Consider the following 17346-nt stretch of genomic DNA (forward strand, 5'->3'; position numbering starts at 1 on the left):
GTGCCTCAACGTTCTTCGCCGGCTGGCGGGCGGCCGTCGGAATCGTCTTCCTCGTCGTCGCGTACCGGAATGGCGTAGCTGCCGGAAAGCCAGCGGTTGAGATCGATGGCCTTGCAGCGCGGCGAGCAGAACGGATAGGATTCGCGCGCCGAAGGCTTGCCGCATTCGGGGCACGAAATCTTCGCCCGCAACGGCGTCACCTTGTCGTTGCCGGTCATGCGTGAATGCCGCTCTGCCAGTTGAGCTGGACATTGTAGCCTTCGCCCGAGAGCAGCGACGTTGTCTCGTAGAGCGGCAGGCCAACGACGTTGGAATAGGAGCCGACGAGCTTGACCACGAAGGTGCCGGCGAGGCCCTGGATGCCATAGCCGCCGGCCTTGCCGCGCCACTCGCCCGAACCGAGATAGCTGTCCATGTCCTGGCGCGACAGGCGCTTGAAGCGCACGCGCGTTTCCACCAGCCGCTGGCGCAGCTTGCCGGCAGGGGTGATCAGCGCAATTCCGGTGTAGACGCGGTGCGAGCGGCCAGACAGCAGCTGCAGGCAGTGGACCGCGTCGTCGGCGGTCTCGGCCTTCGGCAGAATGCGGCGGCCGACGGCCACCACGGTGTCGGCGGCGAGAATGAAGCCGGAAGCCGGCTCCGGTTCGCGGCCGAGAATCTCATGCGCCCGCTGCACCTTGGTGACAGACAGCCGCTTGGCGAGCGAGCGAGGGTGCTCGGCACGCATCGGCCGTTCGTCGACATCGGCCGGAAACAGCCGGTCAGGCTCGATGCCCGCCTGCTGCAACAACTCCACGCGGCGCGGCGAACCCGAGGCAAGCACAAGCTTTTGCAGATCGCTCAATCCAGGATCCTGTCGGTAAAGACGCTCGACACGCTTGGGGGCGGGGCGGTCTTACTTGAAACGGTAGGTGATGCGGCCCTTGGTCAGGTCGTAGGGCGTCATTTCGACGAGGACCTTGTCGCCGGTCAGAACGCGAATGCGGTTCTTGCGCATGCGGCCGGCGGTATGGGCGATGATTTCGTGTTCATTTTCGAGCTTGACCCGGAACATCGCGTTCGGCAACAATTCCGTCACAACGCCCGGAAACTCGAGGACTTCTTCCTTCGGCATTCGGTACCTTCGGTTTGGGTGGTTTTCCCGGCGCCTGGCCGGAATTTTCGCGGAACCTATATGATATTCCGCACTTTGTGAACACGCTTAATCGGCGTCGTTTCAGGTGCCGTATTATGTCGCCCCTGCGCCAAATCTCTCGGCGATCCTCACCTTCAGCCTCTCACGCACGTCGCGATAGGCCGTCATGATCTGATCGCGCGTCCCTGTCGCGGCCGTGGGGTCGGCAGTCGGCCAGTACTCGACGTCGATGGCCATCGAGCGGGTGAACTCGAGCGCCGCATGATGGGCTTCCGGCGCCAGGGTCACGATCAGGTCGAAATATCCGTCTTCGAGGTCGTCGACGGTGCGTGGCTGGTGTTCGACGAGCGTCATGCCCTCTTCGGCCAGCACTGCGTCGACGAAGGGATCGCGTTCGCCGGCGCGCACGCCTGCCGAAGCCACGAAGATCGAGGGCGCAAGCCTATGCCGGGCAATGGCTTCGGCCATCGGTGAGCGAACCGAATTCATTCGGCACATGAACAGGATAGAGCGCGGCGACCTTTCGTTTCCCGCCATATGTCATCCGCGCCAGTGCAGGACGCAGATCAGCGTGAACAGCCGTCTGGCGGTGTCGAAGTCGATCTCGATCTTGCCGGCGAGGCGGTCTAGCAGGGTTTGCGAGCCCTCGTTGTGCAGGCCGCGCCGGCCCATGTCGATCGCCTCGATCTGGCTCGGGGTCGATGAGCGGATCGCCTCGTAGTAGCTCTCGCAGATCATGAAATAGTCCTTCACGATGCGGCGGAAGGGCGTCAGCGACAGGATGTGGGTGACGACCGCGCCGCCATGTTCGCGCGAAATGGCGAACACCAGCCGCGAATCGACCAGCGACAGCTTGAGCCTGTAGGGGCCGTGGCCGTCGTCGTTGATGGGATGGAAGCTGTTTTCCTCGATCAGGTCGAAGATGGCGACGGCACGCTCATGCTCGACGTCGGGCGTCGAACGGCCGATCGATTCGTCGAGTTCGACGTCGACCAGGCGGGAGCGTGCGTGACCTTTGTCGGACATCGCCGCCTACATGTTCAATCTGATGGCGACGGAGCGCGCATGGGCCTCGAGCCCTTCCGCCCTGGCAAGCGCGATCGCTGCCGGCGCGAGCGCCCGCAACTGGTCCGGGCCGAGCTTGAGCAGCGATGTGCGCTTGACGAAGTCGAGCACCGACAGCCCCGAAGAGAAGCGCGCCGAACGCGCGGTCGGCAGGACGTGATTCGACCCGCCGACATAGTCGCCGATGACTTCAGGCGTATGGCGGCCGATGAAGATCGCACCTGCATTGCGCACGCGGTCCAGGAGAGCCTCGGGGTTGGCCACCGCAAGTTCGAGGTGTTCGGCGGCGATTCGGTTGACCAGCGGGATGGCGGCGTCGAAATCGTCGACCAGGATCACCGCGCCGAAATCGCGCCAGCTCGCGGCGGCCGTCTCGCCGCGCGGCAGATGCCTGATCTGGCGTTCGACCGCCGCTTGCACGGCCTTGCCGAAATCGGCGTCGTTGGTGATCAGGATCGATTGCGCCGAGACGTCGTGTTCGGCCTGGGCGAGCAGGTCGGCGGCGATCCAGTCGGGATCGTTGTCCTTGTCGGCGACAACCAGCACTTCCGACGGTCCCGCGATCATGTCGATGCCTACGGTCCCGAAAACCTGGCGCTTGGCAGCCGCCACATAGGCGTTGCCCGGGCCGACGATCTTGGCCACCGGGGCGATCGTCGCCGTGCCATAGGCGAGCGCTGCAACCGCCTGCGCGCCGCCGACGCGGTAGATTTCGGAGACGCCGGCGATGTCTGCGGCGACCAGCACCAGCGGATTTATGACGCCGCCGGAAGCCGGCACCACGATGACGATGCGCTCCACGCCGGCGACCTGGGCGGGAATCGCGTTCATCAGCACCGAGCTCGGATAGCTGGCCGTGCCGCCGGGCACATAGAGACCGACGGCCTCGACCGCCGTCCAGCGCGAGCCCAGTTCGACGCCGATCGGGTCGACATAGCGGTCGTCCTTCGGCAACTGGCGTTCATGGTGCGAGCGGATGCGGTCGCGGGCGAAACGCAGGGCCTCGACGGTTTCCGGATCGGCTTCCTTGTAGGCCTGGTCGAGGTCGGCGCGGGTGACGGCGATGCCGAGCGCGGCAAGGTCGGCGCGGTCGAACTTCAAGGTGTAGTCGACAAGCGCGTCGTCGCCGCGGCTGCGCACGTCGTCGATGATGGTGCGCACCGTCGCCTCGACATCGGGCGACACCTCGCGCTTGGTCGTCAGGAAGGCCGAAAAACGCTTCTCGAAGTCGGCGTCTGATTGGCGAAGGGTGATGGCCATGGTCGAAAAATGCTCAAGTCTTGTGGATGGGACGGGACGAGGCCTGCCACGATGCGCCGGTGTCGGTCAGGCGCGCCTCGATGCACTCGACTTCGAGGCGGATGGCGGCGTCGCCTGAAAACAGAAGCTCGATCTCGCCGGCCGGATCCTCGCCCTGGGCAAAGCCGATCGCCAGCAGTTCGAGGACGTCTTCGGTCTTGGCGCGCGAAATGCCGGACAGCTTGACCGACAGAACCCGGTCGAAATGCAGGATCGACCTGCGGCGCTCATACTTTGGCCGGAAGAAACCCTTCTTGGTTTCCCAGGCGAAGCGGTTCATCGCCAGCGCAAAACGCTTCGCCGGCGCATCAAATGCGATGTCGCCGACCTTGATCACCGCATCCTGCACATGCGCCGAGATGATCTCCAGGTCCTCTTCGTCGAGGGCGACTAGCTTCAGCTGGTTCATGTCAGTTCGGCTGCCTGCGTGGAGACGTTGCGTTTCCAGTCTTGTTAGGCGGTCTTGGTGCCAAAGGGAAGGCAGTAAGGGAGTAGGGCACCAGGGCAGTAGCGAAACCAACATGCTGCCTTACTGCCCTATTCCCTCATTGCCCTAACTCAGCCGCTGATGCGTTCGATCACCGCGCCGCAGCGCGACAGCTTCTCTTCGAGGCGCTCGAAGCCGCGGTCGAGATGGTAGACGCGGTTGACCACCGTCTCGCCTTCGGCGGCCAGGCCGGCGATGACCAGCGACACCGAGGCGCGCAGGTCGGTCGCCATGACGGGCGCGCCCTTGAGCTTGGAAACGCCCTCGACGATCGCCGTCTGGCCCGACAGCGTGATATGGGCACCGAGGCGGGCGAGTTCCTGCACATGCATGAAGCGGTTCTCGAAGATCGTCTCGGTGATCTTCGCCTTGCCCTTGGACATGGTCATCAGGCCCATGAACTGCGCCTGCAGGTCGGTGGGGAAGCCGGGGAAGGGCTCGGTGACGACGTCGACCGGCGAGATGCCCGAGCCGTTGCGGGTGACGCGGATGCCGGAATTGGTCTGGATGATCTCCGCGCCCGTCTGCGACACCACGTCGAGCGCGCCCTGCAGCAGGTCGGCGCGCGCGCCTTCGAGCAGGACGTCGCCGCCGGTCATTGCCACCGCCATGGCGTAGGTTCCGGTCTCGATCCGGTCGGGAATGACGCGATGGCGTGCCCCCGACAGCGAATCGACGCCTTCGATGGTGATGGTCGAAGTGCCTTGGCCCGTGATCCTTGCGCCCATGGCGTTGAGGCATTCGGCGAGGTTGACGACTTCAGGCTCGCGGGCGGCGTTTTCGAGCACGGTCTCGCCGCGCGCGAGCGTCGCCGCCATCATCAGCACATGGGTGGCGCCGACGGAAATCTTCGGGAAGACGTAGCGGTTGCCGGTGAGGCGGTTCTTCGCCGAAGCCAGGATATAGCCGTTCTCGACTTCGATCTTGGCGCCCAGGGCCTGCAGGCCGTCGATGAACAGGTCGACAGGCCGCGTGCCGATGGCGCAGCCACCCGGCAGCGACACCTTGGCTTCGCCCATGCGGGCGAGCAGCGGGCCGATGACCCAGAAGCTGGCGCGCATCTTGGAGACCAGCTCGTATGGGGCGGTCGTGTCGACGATGTTGCGCGCGGTGAAAGAGATGGTGCGCGAATAACCTTCGCCCTGCCGCTCGCGGCGCCCCGAAACGGCGTAGTCGACGCCATGGTTGCCGAGGATGCGGATCAGCTGTTCGACGTCGGCCAGGTGCGGCACGTTCTCGAGCGTCAGCGTGTCGTCGGTCAGCAGCGAGGCGATCATCAGGGGCAGGGCGGCGTTTTTCGCGCCCGAGATCGGGATGATTCCGGTCAGCTCGTTGCCGCCGACAATTCTGATGCGATCCATTGGTCGTCGTTTCTCCGGGGAATTCCCGGTTCTGGCGAGAAATTTTCTTGCCGCCGTCTAGACTATCGCGTCACCCGGTTCAAGAATCAGGCGTTGCAGTCATGTGCGCCAAGCGCCTGCCGTCGCCGGTCAGGCTTTCTCGGGGTTGTCCTTGTCGTCCCCGGCGGCTGCGAGGCCTTCCGGCCGGCTGTCTGCCTCGCCTGTGCGCCGCGAGCGCGCCTGCGCTTTGCGTTTCATCAGGTTGGCGCGCAGCTCGGCCGCGAGGCGCGCCTTGCGCCGATCGGCCTCGCTCGAGGGCGTATTTGGCTTCGACGACATGTGGTGGTCCCCGCTTGTCTGTCGTTCATAGCGGCTTGGCAATGGAAATGGCCAGTATTGTGGCGCAAACGGGCCTGTGGAAAATCTTGCGCGATTTGGTTCAACTCTCAACTTGCGCTTCCGGGAATCATGTGGCACAAGCCGCCCCGTTCACGGTCGCTGCCGTAGCTCAGTGGTAGAGCACTCCCTTGGTAAGGGAGAGGTCGAGAGTTCAATCCTCTCTGGCAGCACCATTCTCCCCTTTAATAACAAGGGGATCATTTCTGACTACTCCCCGTTCCCCATAGATCAAACCCTGAACATTCCTCGACTTTCCCCCAATTATCTGGGGGCAATCCGGGGAAATGGTTCATGTATCGTTCGCGTCGGTCGAGGAAGGGACGTCCAGAAACTAGTCGCGGACAGCGTCGCAAGCACGTCCTTTGCCCATGATGGATACGTGTGGGCAGCGCATTCTCAAGAATCGTATTGCAGCAAGCTCGGGGTTTCCCGAGCGACCCTACGGCGCTGGATCGGAAGAAGCCATTCGTGCGGGCTCGTGCAAAGGTCGAAGGAAAGATCACGACGCTACTCCGGCAGGGGGCTCCAGGTCCCCAGACGAAAAAGCACGCGCAGAACATCCTTGCTGCGATCTGGCGAAAGAAGATCGGCAGGGGCATATCCCCAAAGGGTTACGGCCTTCCGTGTCCTTTACGCGCAGCGTCTGGATAGTGGCGACCGCGACGCGGCAGTTCGAGCGCAGATCATGCGGCAGCACCTGCGTGAAATCGCCGATGTCGAACACTCGCACGCGACCGGTGAAGGTTCAATATTCTTGTGCCTGCGGATTAGGCAGCTGTTGAAGGCGTAATATACGCCATCAACAGCTGCTTGATCTTACCACTTTATGCGCAGGCCAAGCTGAGCCTTGAGCACGTAGCTGTCGCCAAAATTGTTCAGGCTCGTGTTGAAGAGACCTTCGCCAAAGAGCGAATATTTATCGTCGTCCCAGTTGTATGAGCCACCGAGGCCGACTCCTCCCCACAAACGGTCATTCCTGCTGGCAAAACTTACGCCATCCACGTCGATCCTGGTTCCATCAAGGAACTCATAGTAGAGATTGGCGATCCCGTAGACATGGGTCCGGTTCAACAGGCCCTTGTCGTTCTGCCAGGATTTCTCGCGATCGAGCGTCACGCCGAGGCGGCCCTGCAGGCTCGATCCGCGATCGAGGCTGACCGGGGCGCCGAAGACATCGGCAAAATCATCGAACCTCACGTCCGAATAGACCAGTTGGGCCTGCGGGGTGATCGACCATTCGGGATCAATGGCAATGCGCTTGCCGCTCTCAAGCGACAGGGCATAGCCGAAGCCGCTGTTGCCGTCTGTCAGCTTGCCTCCCGTCAGCTTTGAACTCAGATCGCTGTCATACCAGGTCACCTGACCCTGGCCGTCAAGGTAGAAGCCGTTGTCGCCATACCAGGTAAGGGTTCCGCCAAAGCCATAACCATCGGTGCTGATCTCGCCATCGCCATGGACGGAACTCGTCCTGGTCTGGCCGTGCGTGTAGTGAACCGTAATCCCTCCGATCAGCACGCCGTTTTCATTCTCGGAAAGCAACCCGTCAACGCCGGCTTGCAGCTTGAGAATGTTTTGCCTGTAGTCGGTGCCGGAGGTTGAGAGACGCGGCTCCATCCGGTTGTGCGCGCCTTCGATGCGGCCCCATATGCCGTTGCTGTCAACGGTTGGTCCGGCCCCTTCCAGGGCCGGTGCGGCCATGCCCACAATGTCCGCTCCTTGTCCGATAACGCCATTGCCATTGCCGGCCCAGAAGCGATTGCCTATACGCTGCTGCAAGGTGGGCAGGCCGTTCAGGCCAAGCAGGGCTTGCGGATAGGCTTCATAACTCGGAACGCCGGTCTGATAGAGGGGTTCGTCCGGTATCAATTCGGAACGCAGATACCAGTTCTTGGTTTCCGATCCCGTCCTGTTGCCCTTGTAAAGCTGATAGGCGTAGGCACCACCGACAACAGCCGGCTTGCCGTTCAAATCATAGGACCCCACAAGCTCGAAATTGCCGTTCGACAAATCGGCCACGGTGATGATCTCGATACCCTCATCGGTCTGGGCGCCGCCACCGCCCGCATTTGTAACGCTGACAAAGGATGAGCCGTCCGTATTGCCGGCAATGTTCACCTTGTCTGTCACTGAAGCGTCGTCGCCGAGGACCGTATCGAGTTCGATCGTCCCGCCATCGCCTGTGTAATTTCTTTCGATGTTGATGACATCTCCGGCATGCCCGTCCCGGGACGAGATCAGCCCGGCATTGGTGACGAACCCGCTGATGGAATAGACGCCGGTTCCGCCTCCCCTGGCAATGAAAGATGAACTTGCGTCAATGTCGAGATTGCCGTCGAGCGCGAGGCTGCCCATGCCGTTGAGCGTAGAGCCATTGGTGAGGAATACGCCCGTGCTCGGCTCGTTGGATTTGCCGACCTTCCACGCTCCATCGTCTATGATCAGGGTTGCGCCGTCGAGGGTGACGATCTCCCAGTTGACGATCTTGCTGCCATTGGATGTCGCATTGGTGCCCTTGAAGGTCAGTTGGTCGATCATGTGATCGACACCGGAAGTGTCATCGCCGCCGTCGAGAATTTGCGAGCCGTCATAGGTGGCGGCGCTTATCAGCGCCGTATCGGACCCGTCCTGACCATAGAGGCCACCAGCAAGCGTTCCGCCGGACCAGTTGAACGTGTCGTCGCCTTCGTGGTTGACCAGGCCATCATCGCTTTGCGGATCGTCGCGGTCGTCGCCATAGATGTTGCCGGTGTAGCTTCCGCCGGTCAGGTTGAACGTATCGTCGCCGAGGCCGAGAATGGCATCGCCGGTGACCGTGCCCGCGCTGTTGACGATCGCATTGCCGCCGAAACCATCCGTCGCTTCATCGGCAAAAGCGCCATCCCTGATCGCTGTGCCGGAACCGGAGCTGACAATGGCCGTTGCGCCGATATTGATGGTGGCGCCATTGGCGGCGGTCGTGTGCAGCGCGGCGCCCGTCGCGCTGGTGACCGTGCCGTTGACCGTCATCATTGTCGTGCCGGTGCCGAAATTCACCGCATGGATGGCGTCGAACCCGGCATTGATCGTGCCGCCCGATTGCGTCACCGAGACATTCTGGGTGGCCAACCCGTTGTTATAGGCCTGCACGCCATAGGCGCCAGCCGCCGTGGCCGTGACGGCACCGGCAAGCGACACCGTCGTCGAGCCTGTGCCGTTGTTCTGGGCCGAGATGCCCGTTCCTGCGCTGGTAACGCTGCCTGCCTTCTGGGTGACACTGAGATCGGTGGTCGTGGCAGAAAAATTGACTGCAAATATGCCGGTGCTGCCGACATCGTTGGAGATAACGGTTCCCGACGTCGTCACCGACGTGGAGCCGGTGCCCTGGTTTTGAACATTGATGCCTGTGACGCCGCCGGTAATCGTGCCGGCCGACTGGGTCAGGGTTATATTGGTGGGTGTCGAACCTATATTGCCGATATAGACGCCGTTGTCGTTTCGGCCGGTTATGTCGCCGGCAACCGTGGCGATAACGTCGCCGATTCCGAGATTCTGGATGAAAAGTCCGCCCAACCCGCCGTCGATCACGCCAGCGGTCTGATTGAACACGACGCCGGCGGAGGCAAAGCCGCTATTGATCCGCAGTCCCTCTTGTTCCGATCCGCCGTGGAGAACCGTGCGGATTTCCCCTGCCGTCGTTACGGTCGTCAGGCCGATGCCATCATTGTTGACGATGGCGCCATTTTCGCCGCTGATCGAACTTCCAGATTGCTGGTTGAATATCAGGTTGGTGCCACCCGGCGAAACCTGTAGGTTCAATCCGGCACCGCCGGGAGTTGTATTGTCGACGGTGTAAGTACTGTCTGCGGTTACGTCGAGGGAGGGACCGACGATTGTCTCGGGTGTTGATGGGGCGGAGCAAAGATAGGAACCGCCACCCAGTGGAGCGCACCCCGCCCATGCGGCATCGGCAATTCCCGTCAATTTTGCCGGGACGAATGCCGGAGCGGCGACCATACCAAGGATAAGAGCCAGGATAGAGGCGGAATTCCTCGACGTACGAAACGACTTCATTGTGGCAGAGGATGATGCTACCCTCGCCGCGATGTGTTTCACCTCACGGCCATCGCGATGGCGCCCGAGAATACTTCCGCGAACTGCCATCCCTCAAATGTCTCCATCTTGAGCCGGCTAATGAAGCGAACCTATCAACAAGTAGTCTCTGAATATTCCAGATATAAGCTATCATAATTGACGTAAGGTCAATGGCCAAGACGCTCAGTGAAATGGAGACCGGCAGCTTCTCCCGATGCTGTATGGGCAGAACGTGCAGAACTGCTCGAATGGGATTTCGGAGTTGCTTTTGACAACATAGCCAAGCCTACGGAGCGAGGCAGATCGCCTCGCCGAACGGTGCCTTAGACGCTAGCACATCAACGCGATCGCCACGGCCATAGGCCGCCCAGATCACCGGCGCAGCTCGCGCCTGGCCGAAGTCGTGCACCTCTAGGTCGGTGAACTGGCAGCCTTGCGCTTTGCCGCGCTCGGGCGGCGAACCATGCGCTTGGTCGCCTTCAGTGGCACGGCGGGTGTGTCGGCCAAAGCCGCGGTTGCAGCGCCGGCCAGGTCGAAGGCGACGAAATCGGCGTTCAGCTCCTGGGCCAGGCTTTCGCCGCCGCGCGTGGGGAGAGCGTCGCTCCACAGCACGATTCCCACCCGCAGCGCGGGCTTGGCACGCTTCAGGCGGCGCACCAGGAAACGGCCGTGGTTGAGCGAATCGGCATTGAGGAACCCGACAACGGCCGTATCGATCTTGCCGAGCGGCAAATCGCGGATTCTGCCCGGCTCGACGTCGAGATGCCCCGCCGTCGATGCTTCGGCGCCCTGCACCGTCAGCACCTGGGCGAGCATGCTGGCGGCGGCGTTGTCGAGTTCGCCGCGGCCGCCGATGCACAAAACCGAACGCCCGGTGCCATCGGGCAGGTCGATGCCGTCGTCAAGGTCGCTGGTGGCGCCGGTGGGGTCGTCGTCTTCGTCCTCTTCTTCGGCTTCCTCGTCGGCGATTTCCTGGAGATTGGAGACGAGCGTCGCCACGCTCGTCGCCATGCGCTGCTTCTGGTCCTCCGTCATCGCGCCGCGGGCCCGGTCGTGTTCGCCGAGCAGCAGCGCCGGGATCGCGACCTTCGAATAGAAATCGGCGAGGTAGATGGTTTCCAGCATCTCTTCGGCCTGATCGGTCGGCTCGTCGGCGTCTCCTGACAGCAGCCGCTGGTAGAGCCGTTCCTTGGGATCGAGCACCGGCTCGTTGCCGAACAGCACCTCGAGGAATTCGAACTGCGGCACATGCTTGCCCAGCACGACCAGGCAGACGGTCAGCGGCGTCGACAGGACCAGGCCGACGGGCCCCCACAGCCACGTCCAGAAGATGGCCGCGACGATGATCGCCAGCGGCGACAGGCCGGTCTTGGAGCCGTACAGCCACGGCTCGACGACGTTGTTGATGACCAGTTCCATCACCAGGAACAGGGCTGCCGCCCACAGCACCAGAGACCAGCCGGGCGATACCGCCAAGGCCAGGAACAGCGGCAGGATCATCGCGATCGCCGGGCCGATATAGGGTACGAACCGCAGCACGATCGCCAGCAGGCCCCACAGCATGGCGTTGGGAATGCCCAGCACCCAAAGGCCGATGGCGATCGGCACGCCATAGGTGACATTCACCACCAGTTGCATCAGCAGATACTGGCCGACGCGCTCGCCGGCATCCTGCAGCGCCTGGGTCGTGCGGTTGAGGTCGCCATAGCCGACCAGCCGGATGAAGCGGTCGCGCAGGTTCTCCCGCTCGAGAAGCATGAAGATCACCACCACGACGACCAGGCCTGCGGTGGCGAGCGGCCCGATCAACGGCGTGATCAGGTTCTTGAGCAGTTCTATCGGCTTCTCTGACGAGACGATCTCGACCGGCATCGGCTCGGGCCGGGAAGGCTTGGCTTCCGGCGATGTCGTGCTCGGGACGATTGGCCTGGTTTCGGGACGTTCGATTTCCTGTCCGATGCGTTCGATGGTGGCGCTGATCCGGTCGACGATACCGTTGCCATCGCCCGCATCCTTCAGCGAGCGGACCTTTTCCAGGAGATTGGCCTGATAGGTCGGTACATTCTGCGCGACCTGGCCGATCTGCGTGGCGACGATGAAGCTGAACATGGCAAGTACCGCGAAGGCCGACAGCACGCAGGCGATTACGGCGGCGAGCCTGGGAACGCCCAGGCGCCGCAGCGTCGCCACGAGTGGCGCAAGCGCAAAAGTCAGCAGCACGGCGATCGCCAGCGGCAGCAGGATGTCGCGTGCGAAGTAAAGGATGGCGACAACGGCCGCCGTTGCGGCGAAATTCGGCAATGCCGTGCGCTGGCTTGGCTGCAAGGGAAGCCGCCCCGCCAAATCCGGCTCCTGACCCTTGGGGCTAACCGCAACCACATGTCACCTCTTGATTTCCCGCAATGCTGCCTGGGCTAAAGCAAGTGTTGGCCTTTTCGTTCCCGCGGCCCGTCAGATACGCCATGAGCCGGTCCGGACAAGCCGGCGTACGAAGCATCGCAGTCAGGCTCAAAGCTGCGATTCTATCGGCAGGTAGCTGATCAGTCTGGCGATGAAACGGCGCCTCAGGCTGGCGTTCGGCTCATGCGTGAGCTGACGGGGGGCGCCGGCGACGGTGTCGTTCCAGTGCAGTTTGCCGTCCACCAGGTCGAGCTTGTAGCTCGCATGCGGCGACGTCTGCGCGGCGATGACCGCCTCGACTTCGCGGGCCAGCTCTTCGTGCCGGAACAGCACGCCCATTTCCGTGTTGAGCGATGCCGAGCGCGGGTCGAAATTGAACGATCCGACGAAGCCGGCCGCATTGTCGGCAACAAACGCCTTGGTGTGGAGGCTGGCGCCCTTCGAGCCGAACAGTGACATGTCGGTGCGGTCGTCGTCGGGTTTGAGCTCGAATATCTCGATGCCTTCGGCCAGCAGCAGCTTGCGGTAGCGGACATAGGCGCCGTGGACGGCGGCGACATCGGTGGCGGCCAGCGAATTGGTGAGTACGGAAACGTCGACGCCCTTTTCGGCAAGCGTCTTGAGAAGGCGCGTGCCGCTGTCGCCCGGAATGAAGTAGGGCGAAACGATCGTCAGCGCCGACGTTGCCGATTTGAGCAGCGGCTCGATGCTGGTGATCAGCCAGCCGTCCTCGCCAATGCCCATCGCCTTTTCCGGCGGGTCGGAAACGACGTTTGCCTCGCTGGTCCAGCGCAACTGCCCAAGCGACGTCTCCTGGCGGCTCTCTTCGGTGACCCGCTGGACGTAGGGCGCCGCGCGGCCGGTGGTTGCGGTGTGTTCGATGCGCTGGCGCAATGCCGGAAGGTTGCCCCGTCTGCGCCCCAGGATCTTGCGGATCGGCAACACGGCTTCGCTGTTCCAGAACAGGTCGAAAACCAGCTCTGCCTGCTCCACCGCAGGGCCGACCAGCAGCAAGTCCATGTCGCGGAAGTTGGCTTCCTCCTCGGCGGCGTCGAAATAGGCGTCGCCGACATTCCTGCCGCCGACGATCGCCAGGCGCCCGTCGGCGATCCAGGCCTTGTTGTGCATGCGCCGCGTGGTGCGGACGGCGCGCAGAAGCAATTCCAGTCCGCGCTGCAGGCCGAAGGCGCGCGCCCAGCTCGGGTTGAACAACCGGATCTCGATGTTGGGATGGCTGTCGAGAGCGAGGTTGTGCTTGTCGTTGCCACGGCTGTTGATGTCGTCGAGCATCATCCGCACGCGCACGCCCCGGTCGGCGGCGGCGAGGATTTCGCGCGCCAGCAGCCGCCCGGTCAGGTCGTCGCGCCAGTAGTAATATTGCAGGTCGAGGCTACGCTCGGCGTAGCGGGCGGCATAGGCGCGCACGGCAAAGGCCTGAAGATTGCCCGAGCATAGTGCAAGCCCGCTTTCGCCCGGATGCCGGGCCAGCAGCGGCTCGACAAGCGCGTCGAAGCGCGTTGGCGGCCCATCCTTCGGCAGGGCATGCGACGGCGCGCCACGTGCGCGCTTGGCGAAGCGGCCATAGGCGTAGACCGCGACCACCGAGGCCAGCACCAGTGTTCCGACGGCAGCGATGACGATGACGAGCAAGGTCATGCGCACCGCCAGTCGTCGCAAGCCGGCAATGCGCCATATTGACGACACCAATACGGTGGACGGCTATCGGGACGGATGTGGAAAATCTCGAACACCTCGACCATATAGGCTACTGTGACAACGCCTACCGCAAGTGAACACGAATTTCCCAGAGATTCCAGACGAGTGATGGCTGACAAACAGGACTTGGACGTTTCCGCAGATGCAGGCAACCGCGCCGTCGCCGAGGCCCGCAGGGCAGGGCAGGCGGCGGAGCACCCAAGGCACAGCGAGATCGTCGTTGCGTCCTACAACGTCCACAAGTGTGTCGGTATCGACCGTCGCTTCGATCCGGGCCGGATCATGGAGGTCATTTCCGAGATCGGCGCCGACGTCATCGCCCTGCAGGAGGCCGACCAGCGCTTTGGTGACCGCGCCGGCCTGCTCGATCTCCATGCCATCGAACGCGAGACCGGCCTGGTGCCGGTCCAGCTTGCCGGGCGCAGCAAGAGCCATGGCTGGCATGGCAACGTCGTGCTGTTCCGCAAGGGCACCGTCACTTCGGCCAGGCAACTGGTGCTGCCGGGTGCGGAGCCGCGCGGCGCGGTCATCGTCGACCTCGATCTCGAGGCCGGCCCGATGCGGCTCATCGCTGCGCATTTCGGCCTTCTCAAGCATTCGCGCAAGCTGCAGGCCGGAACGCTGCTGTCGGCCGCCGAGTTGCACAGCGACAAGCCGACGGTGCTGGTCGGCGACCTCAACGAGTGGCGGCTGGGCAAGCGTTCATCGTTGCGTAGCCTGACGCCGGCCTTCGGCCCGGCGCATGCGCTGGTGCCAAGCTTCCCGTCGCGCTTCCCGGTGCTGGCGCTCGACCGCGTCATGGTTCGTCCGCCGAGCCTGCTCACCGATATCGAGGCTCACGACACCGAGCTTGCGCGCGTCGCATCGGATCACCTTCCGATCAAGGCGATCATTCGCCTGCGTTCGTCACTCAACGGGGCGGACGCCGGCAGATCGGCCGCAGCGTAACCCTGCCGCGTCACCTTCTCCTCTTGCAAGTTGGGCCCGATACCGTATCTGGTGGCCCAATGGGATGGAGCCAGGCATTTGACGCCTGTGCCGGGGGAAAGACGAGACGCATAGAGCGAGGCAAGCGATGGTCGAAACCCGAATTGGCTGCGAAAGCCTGCGATCCAAGGTGATGAGCGCAGAGGACGCGGCGTCGCTGATCGGTTCCGGCACCACGGTCGGGATGAGCGGCTTTACCGGTTCCGGCTATCCCAAGACCGTTCCGCTGGCGCTTGCAGCCCGAATCGAAGCCGAGCACGCCAAGGGCAATCCGTTCGGCTTGCGCGTGTGGACCGGAGCCTCGACCGGACCCGAACTCGACGGTGCGCTGGCCAAGGCCGACGGCATCGAATTCCGTCTTCCCTACAATTCCGATCCAATCGCGCGCGACAAGATCAATCGTGGCGAGATGGAATATTTCGACATGCATCTGAGCCAGGTGGCGCCGGTTGCCTGGCAGGGGTTTCTCGGCCCGCTCGACACCGCTGTCGTCGAGGTTTCGGGCATCCTGCCCGATGGTTCGCTGATCCCGTCGTCGTCGGTCGGCAACAACAAGACCTGGCTGGACCGCGCCGATCAGGTGATCCTCGAGGTCAACAGCTGGCAGAATCTCGAACTGCACGGCATGCACGACATCTATTACGGCACCGCGCTGCCGCCGCACCGTATCCCCATCCCGCTGGTGCGGCCGGATGACCGCATCGGCGAAACGGTGTTCCGCTGCCACCCCGACAAGATCGCGGCCATCGTCGAGACCGACGTGCCCGATCGCAACCTGCCGTTCGCCAAGCCCGATCACGTCGCCCACGCGATTGCCGGACACCTGCTCGAATTCTTCAGCCACGAAGTCGCCAAGGGGCGGCTTCCCGCCTCGCTGCTGCCGCTGCAGTCCGGCGTCGGCAACATTGCCAACGCGGTGCTGACCGGACTGGTCGACGGCCCGTTCGACAACATGACCGCCTATACCGAGGTGATCCAGGACGGCATGCTTGACCTGATCGACTCCGGCAAGCTGCGCATGGCCTCGGCAACCGCGTTCTCGCTCAGCCCCGACGCGGCGGCAACACTCAACGCCAACATGGGCCACTATCGCGAGAAGATGATCTTGCGCCCGCAGGAGATTTCCAATCACCCGGAGCTGATCCGCAGGCTCGGCTGCGTTGCCATGAACGGGCTGATCGAGGCCGACATCTACGGCAACGTCAATTCGACCCACATCATGGGATCGCGCATCCAGAACGGCATCGGCGGTTCCGGCGACTTCGCCCGCAACGCCTATGTCTCGATCTTCATGACGCCGTCGACAGCCAAGGGCGGCGCGATCTCGGCCATCGTGCCCCAGGCGAGCCATGTCGACCACATCAACCAGGATGTGCAAGTGCTGGTCACCGAGCAGGGGCTGGCCGATCTCCGGGGCTTGTCGCCCAAGCAGCGTGCCCGCGTCATCATCGACAATTGCGCGCACCCCGATTACCGGCCCGCGCTGTCAGGCTATTTCGACCGTGCGATGAAGCATTCCTATGGTTTGCAGACCCCGTCGCTGCTCAACGAGGCGCTGTCCTGGCATCAGCGCTATGTCGAAACAGGTTCGATGCACCAGTAGCTACTGGACGACGAAGAAGTCGCTGATCCGCTCGGCCGTTTGCCTGAGGATCGGCAGGATTTCCGTCTCCATCTCCGCCGGCGAATGACGTGTCGACTGTGTCGACACGTTGATCGCCGCAGCGATCGTGCCGGAGCGGTCGCGCAACGGCACGGCGATCGAGCGCAAGCCGATTTCCAGCTCTTCGTCGACGATCGCGTAGCCATTGGCACGGACGGTCCTGACGATCTCGACGAGTTCGGCCCTTCCGGTAATTGTCTTCGGCGTGCGCTGGACGATTCTCGCCCGCGACATGAACGCTTGCAAATCCGCATCCGTCAGTCCGGAAAGCAGCACGCGGCCCATCGCCGTGCAATGCGCCGGCAGGTGCGCGCCGACCTGCAGGTCGACTGCGATTATGCGCGGTCCCGGCACGCGCGCGACATAGACCATGTCTTCGCCAGAAAGCGTCGCGGCCGAACAGGACTCGTGCAGCCGGGCGGCCGTGTCGCGCATAAAGGGCTCGGCGAAAGTCCACAGCGGCACGCCGTGCAGCCAGATGCGAGCCTGCGCCAAAAGCCTGGGTGACAACGAAAAATTCCGCCCTGTCTGGACCGCGTAACCGGTCGCAACAAGCGTCAGCAGAAATCGGCGCGCGCCGGCGCGGGTCAGGCCTGCCTTTTCCGCGGTTTCGGTCAGGGTCAGGCCCGCAGGATTGGCCGCCAGTATCTCCAGCACGCAAAGGCCGCGCTCCAGCGACGTGACGTGATCGCGGCCGGTGTCTTGGTCACTCATGGCACTGTTCCGACTTCCAAGGCCCAGCCGAGCCAAATCATTTGACTCTTGAAGCGTCCTGTATCAGAAA

15 protein-coding genes and 1 tRNA gene are annotated in these 17346 nt (G+C 63.1%); 3 read left to right on the plus strand and 13 right to left on the minus strand.

Annotated elements, in window-relative coordinates:
• Window positions 1–5: 5 nt before the first annotated feature.
• From yacG to PCJ21_RS20635, 9 genes are all read right to left on the minus strand, one after another.
• Window positions 6–218 carry a DNA gyrase inhibitor YacG gene (gene yacG, locus PCJ21_RS20595; RefSeq protein ID WP_269933315.1) on the minus strand — a complete coding sequence of 71 codons (213 nt, stop codon included), beginning with the start codon at window positions 216–218 and terminating at the stop codon, window positions 6–8.
• Window positions 215–844 (minus strand): Maf-like protein, encoded by a 630-nt coding sequence (locus tag PCJ21_RS20600; protein ID WP_269933316.1) that lies wholly within the window; start codon window positions 842–844, stop codon window positions 215–217. Before PCJ21_RS20600 ends, yacG begins: the two co-directional genes overlap by 4 nt.
• 51 nt (window positions 845–895) lie before the next feature.
• Window positions 896–1114 carry a translation initiation factor IF-1 gene (gene infA / locus PCJ21_RS20605; RefSeq protein WP_006200926.1) on the minus strand — a complete coding sequence of 73 codons (219 nt, stop codon included), beginning with the start codon at window positions 1112–1114 and terminating at the stop codon, window positions 896–898.
• A gap of 114 nt (window positions 1115–1228) precedes the next feature.
• Complete coding sequence (locus tag PCJ21_RS20610; RefSeq protein WP_269933377.1) at window positions 1229–1633, minus strand: arsenate-mycothiol transferase ArsC; 405 nt, start codon at window positions 1631–1633, stop codon at window positions 1229–1231.
• 42 nt (window positions 1634–1675) lie between these two features.
• Window positions 1676–2161 carry a UPF0262 family protein gene (locus tag PCJ21_RS20615; RefSeq protein WP_269933317.1) on the minus strand — a complete coding sequence of 162 codons (486 nt, stop codon included), beginning with the start codon at window positions 2159–2161 and terminating at the stop codon, window positions 1676–1678.
• 6 nt (window positions 2162–2167) lie between these two features.
• Window positions 2168–3460, minus strand: coding sequence for a histidinol dehydrogenase (gene hisD, locus PCJ21_RS20620; RefSeq protein ID WP_269933318.1), 1293 nt, complete (start codon window positions 3458–3460; stop codon window positions 2168–2170).
• Window positions 3461–3473: 13 nt separating this feature from the next.
• Entirely contained in the window at window positions 3474–3908 is a 435-nt protein-coding gene (locus PCJ21_RS20625; protein WP_269933319.1) for a DUF2948 family protein, read from the minus strand.
• A gap of 149 nt (window positions 3909–4057) precedes the next feature.
• Window positions 4058–5347: a UDP-N-acetylglucosamine 1-carboxyvinyltransferase gene (gene murA / locus PCJ21_RS20630; RefSeq protein ID WP_269933320.1), complete on the minus strand. Its 1290-nt coding sequence runs from the start codon at window positions 5345–5347 to the stop codon at window positions 4058–4060.
• Window positions 5348–5476: 129 nt separating this feature from the next.
• Complete coding sequence (locus PCJ21_RS20635) at window positions 5477–5665, minus strand: hypothetical protein (RefSeq protein ID WP_269933321.1); 189 nt, start codon at window positions 5663–5665, stop codon at window positions 5477–5479.
• A 158-nt stretch (window positions 5666–5823) separates the two neighbouring features.
• Here PCJ21_RS20635 and PCJ21_RS20640 point away from each other — a divergent pair.
• Window positions 5824–5898 (plus strand) — tRNA-Thr (locus tag PCJ21_RS20640).
• Window positions 5899–6541: 643 nt separating this feature from the next.
• Here PCJ21_RS20640 and PCJ21_RS20645 read toward each other — a convergent pair.
• The 3 genes from PCJ21_RS20645 to PCJ21_RS20655 form a co-directional block, all read right to left on the minus strand.
• Entirely contained in the window at window positions 6542–9865 is a 3324-nt protein-coding gene (locus tag PCJ21_RS20645; protein WP_269933322.1) for an autotransporter family protein, read from the minus strand.
• Between the two features lie 342 nt (window positions 9866–10207).
• Window positions 10208–12121, minus strand: a complete 1914-nt coding sequence (locus PCJ21_RS20650; protein WP_269933323.1) for an AI-2E family transporter — start codon at window positions 12119–12121, stop codon at window positions 10208–10210.
• A gap of 183 nt (window positions 12122–12304) precedes the next feature.
• Window positions 12305–13852 carry a phospholipase D family protein gene (locus PCJ21_RS20655; RefSeq protein WP_269933324.1) on the minus strand — a complete coding sequence of 516 codons (1548 nt, stop codon included), beginning with the start codon at window positions 13850–13852 and terminating at the stop codon, window positions 12305–12307.
• A 168-nt stretch (window positions 13853–14020) separates the two neighbouring features.
• Here PCJ21_RS20655 and PCJ21_RS20660 point away from each other — a divergent pair, with 168 nt between their 5' ends.
• Both PCJ21_RS20660 and PCJ21_RS20665 read left to right on the plus strand, forming a co-directional pair.
• Window positions 14021–14860 carry an endonuclease/exonuclease/phosphatase family protein gene (locus PCJ21_RS20660; RefSeq protein ID WP_269933325.1) on the plus strand — a complete coding sequence of 280 codons (840 nt, stop codon included), beginning with the start codon at window positions 14021–14023 and terminating at the stop codon, window positions 14858–14860.
• A 127-nt stretch (window positions 14861–14987) separates the two neighbouring features.
• A complete protein-coding gene (locus tag PCJ21_RS20665; protein ID WP_269933326.1) occupies window positions 14988–16502 on the plus strand; it encodes an acetyl-CoA hydrolase/transferase family protein in 1515 nt (504 codons plus the stop codon).
• On the opposite strand, the gene PCJ21_RS20670 is transcribed toward PCJ21_RS20665, so the two are convergent.
• The gene (locus PCJ21_RS20670) at window positions 16503–17276 is read right to left on the minus strand and encodes an IclR family transcriptional regulator domain-containing protein (RefSeq protein ID WP_269933327.1); all 774 of its coding nucleotides are present in this window, start codon (window positions 17274–17276) and stop codon (window positions 16503–16505) included.
• Window positions 17277–17346 lie beyond the last annotated feature (70 nt).

The sequence above is a fragment of the Aminobacter sp. HY435 genome (assembly GCF_027568395.1).
GTDB lineage: Bacteria > Pseudomonadota > Alphaproteobacteria > Rhizobiales > Rhizobiaceae > Aminobacter.

Coding starts and splice junctions, on each gene's coding strand:
- hisD (WP_269933318.1), bottom strand. CDS start 3,460: ATGGCCATCACCCTTCGCCAATCAGACGCCGACTTCGAGAAGCGTTTT.
- infA (WP_006200926.1), bottom strand. CDS start 1,114: ATGCCGAAGGAAGAAGTCCTCGAGTTTCCGGGCGTTGTGACGGAATTG.
- PCJ21_RS20645 (WP_269933322.1), bottom strand. CDS start 9,865: ATGGCAGTTCGCGGAAGTATTCTCGGGCGCCATCGCGATGGCCGTGAG.
- yacG (WP_269933315.1), bottom strand. CDS start 218: ATGACCGGCAACGACAAGGTGACGCCGTTGCGGGCGAAGATTTCGTGC.
- PCJ21_RS20670 (WP_269933327.1), bottom strand. CDS start 17,276: ATGAGTGACCAAGACACCGGCCGCGATCACGTCACGTCGCTGGAGCGC.
- PCJ21_RS20610 (WP_269933377.1), bottom strand. CDS start 1,633: ATGTGCCGAATGAATTCGGTTCGCTCACCGATGGCCGAAGCCATTGCC.
- PCJ21_RS20635 (WP_269933321.1), bottom strand. CDS start 5,665: ATGTCGTCGAAGCCAAATACGCCCTCGAGCGAGGCCGATCGGCGCAAG.
- PCJ21_RS20615 (WP_269933317.1), bottom strand. CDS start 2,161: ATGTCCGACAAAGGTCACGCACGCTCCCGCCTGGTCGACGTCGAACTC.
- PCJ21_RS20665 (WP_269933326.1), top strand. CDS start 14,988: ATGGTCGAAACCCGAATTGGCTGCGAAAGCCTGCGATCCAAGGTGATG.
- PCJ21_RS20655 (WP_269933324.1), bottom strand. CDS start 13,852: ATGACCTTGCTCGTCATCGTCATCGCTGCCGTCGGAACACTGGTGCTG.
- murA (WP_269933320.1), bottom strand. CDS start 5,347: ATGGATCGCATCAGAATTGTCGGCGGCAACGAGCTGACCGGAATCATC.
- PCJ21_RS20660 (WP_269933325.1), top strand. CDS start 14,021: ATGGCTGACAAACAGGACTTGGACGTTTCCGCAGATGCAGGCAACCGC.
- PCJ21_RS20625 (WP_269933319.1), bottom strand. CDS start 3,908: ATGAACCAGCTGAAGCTAGTCGCCCTCGACGAAGAGGACCTGGAGATC.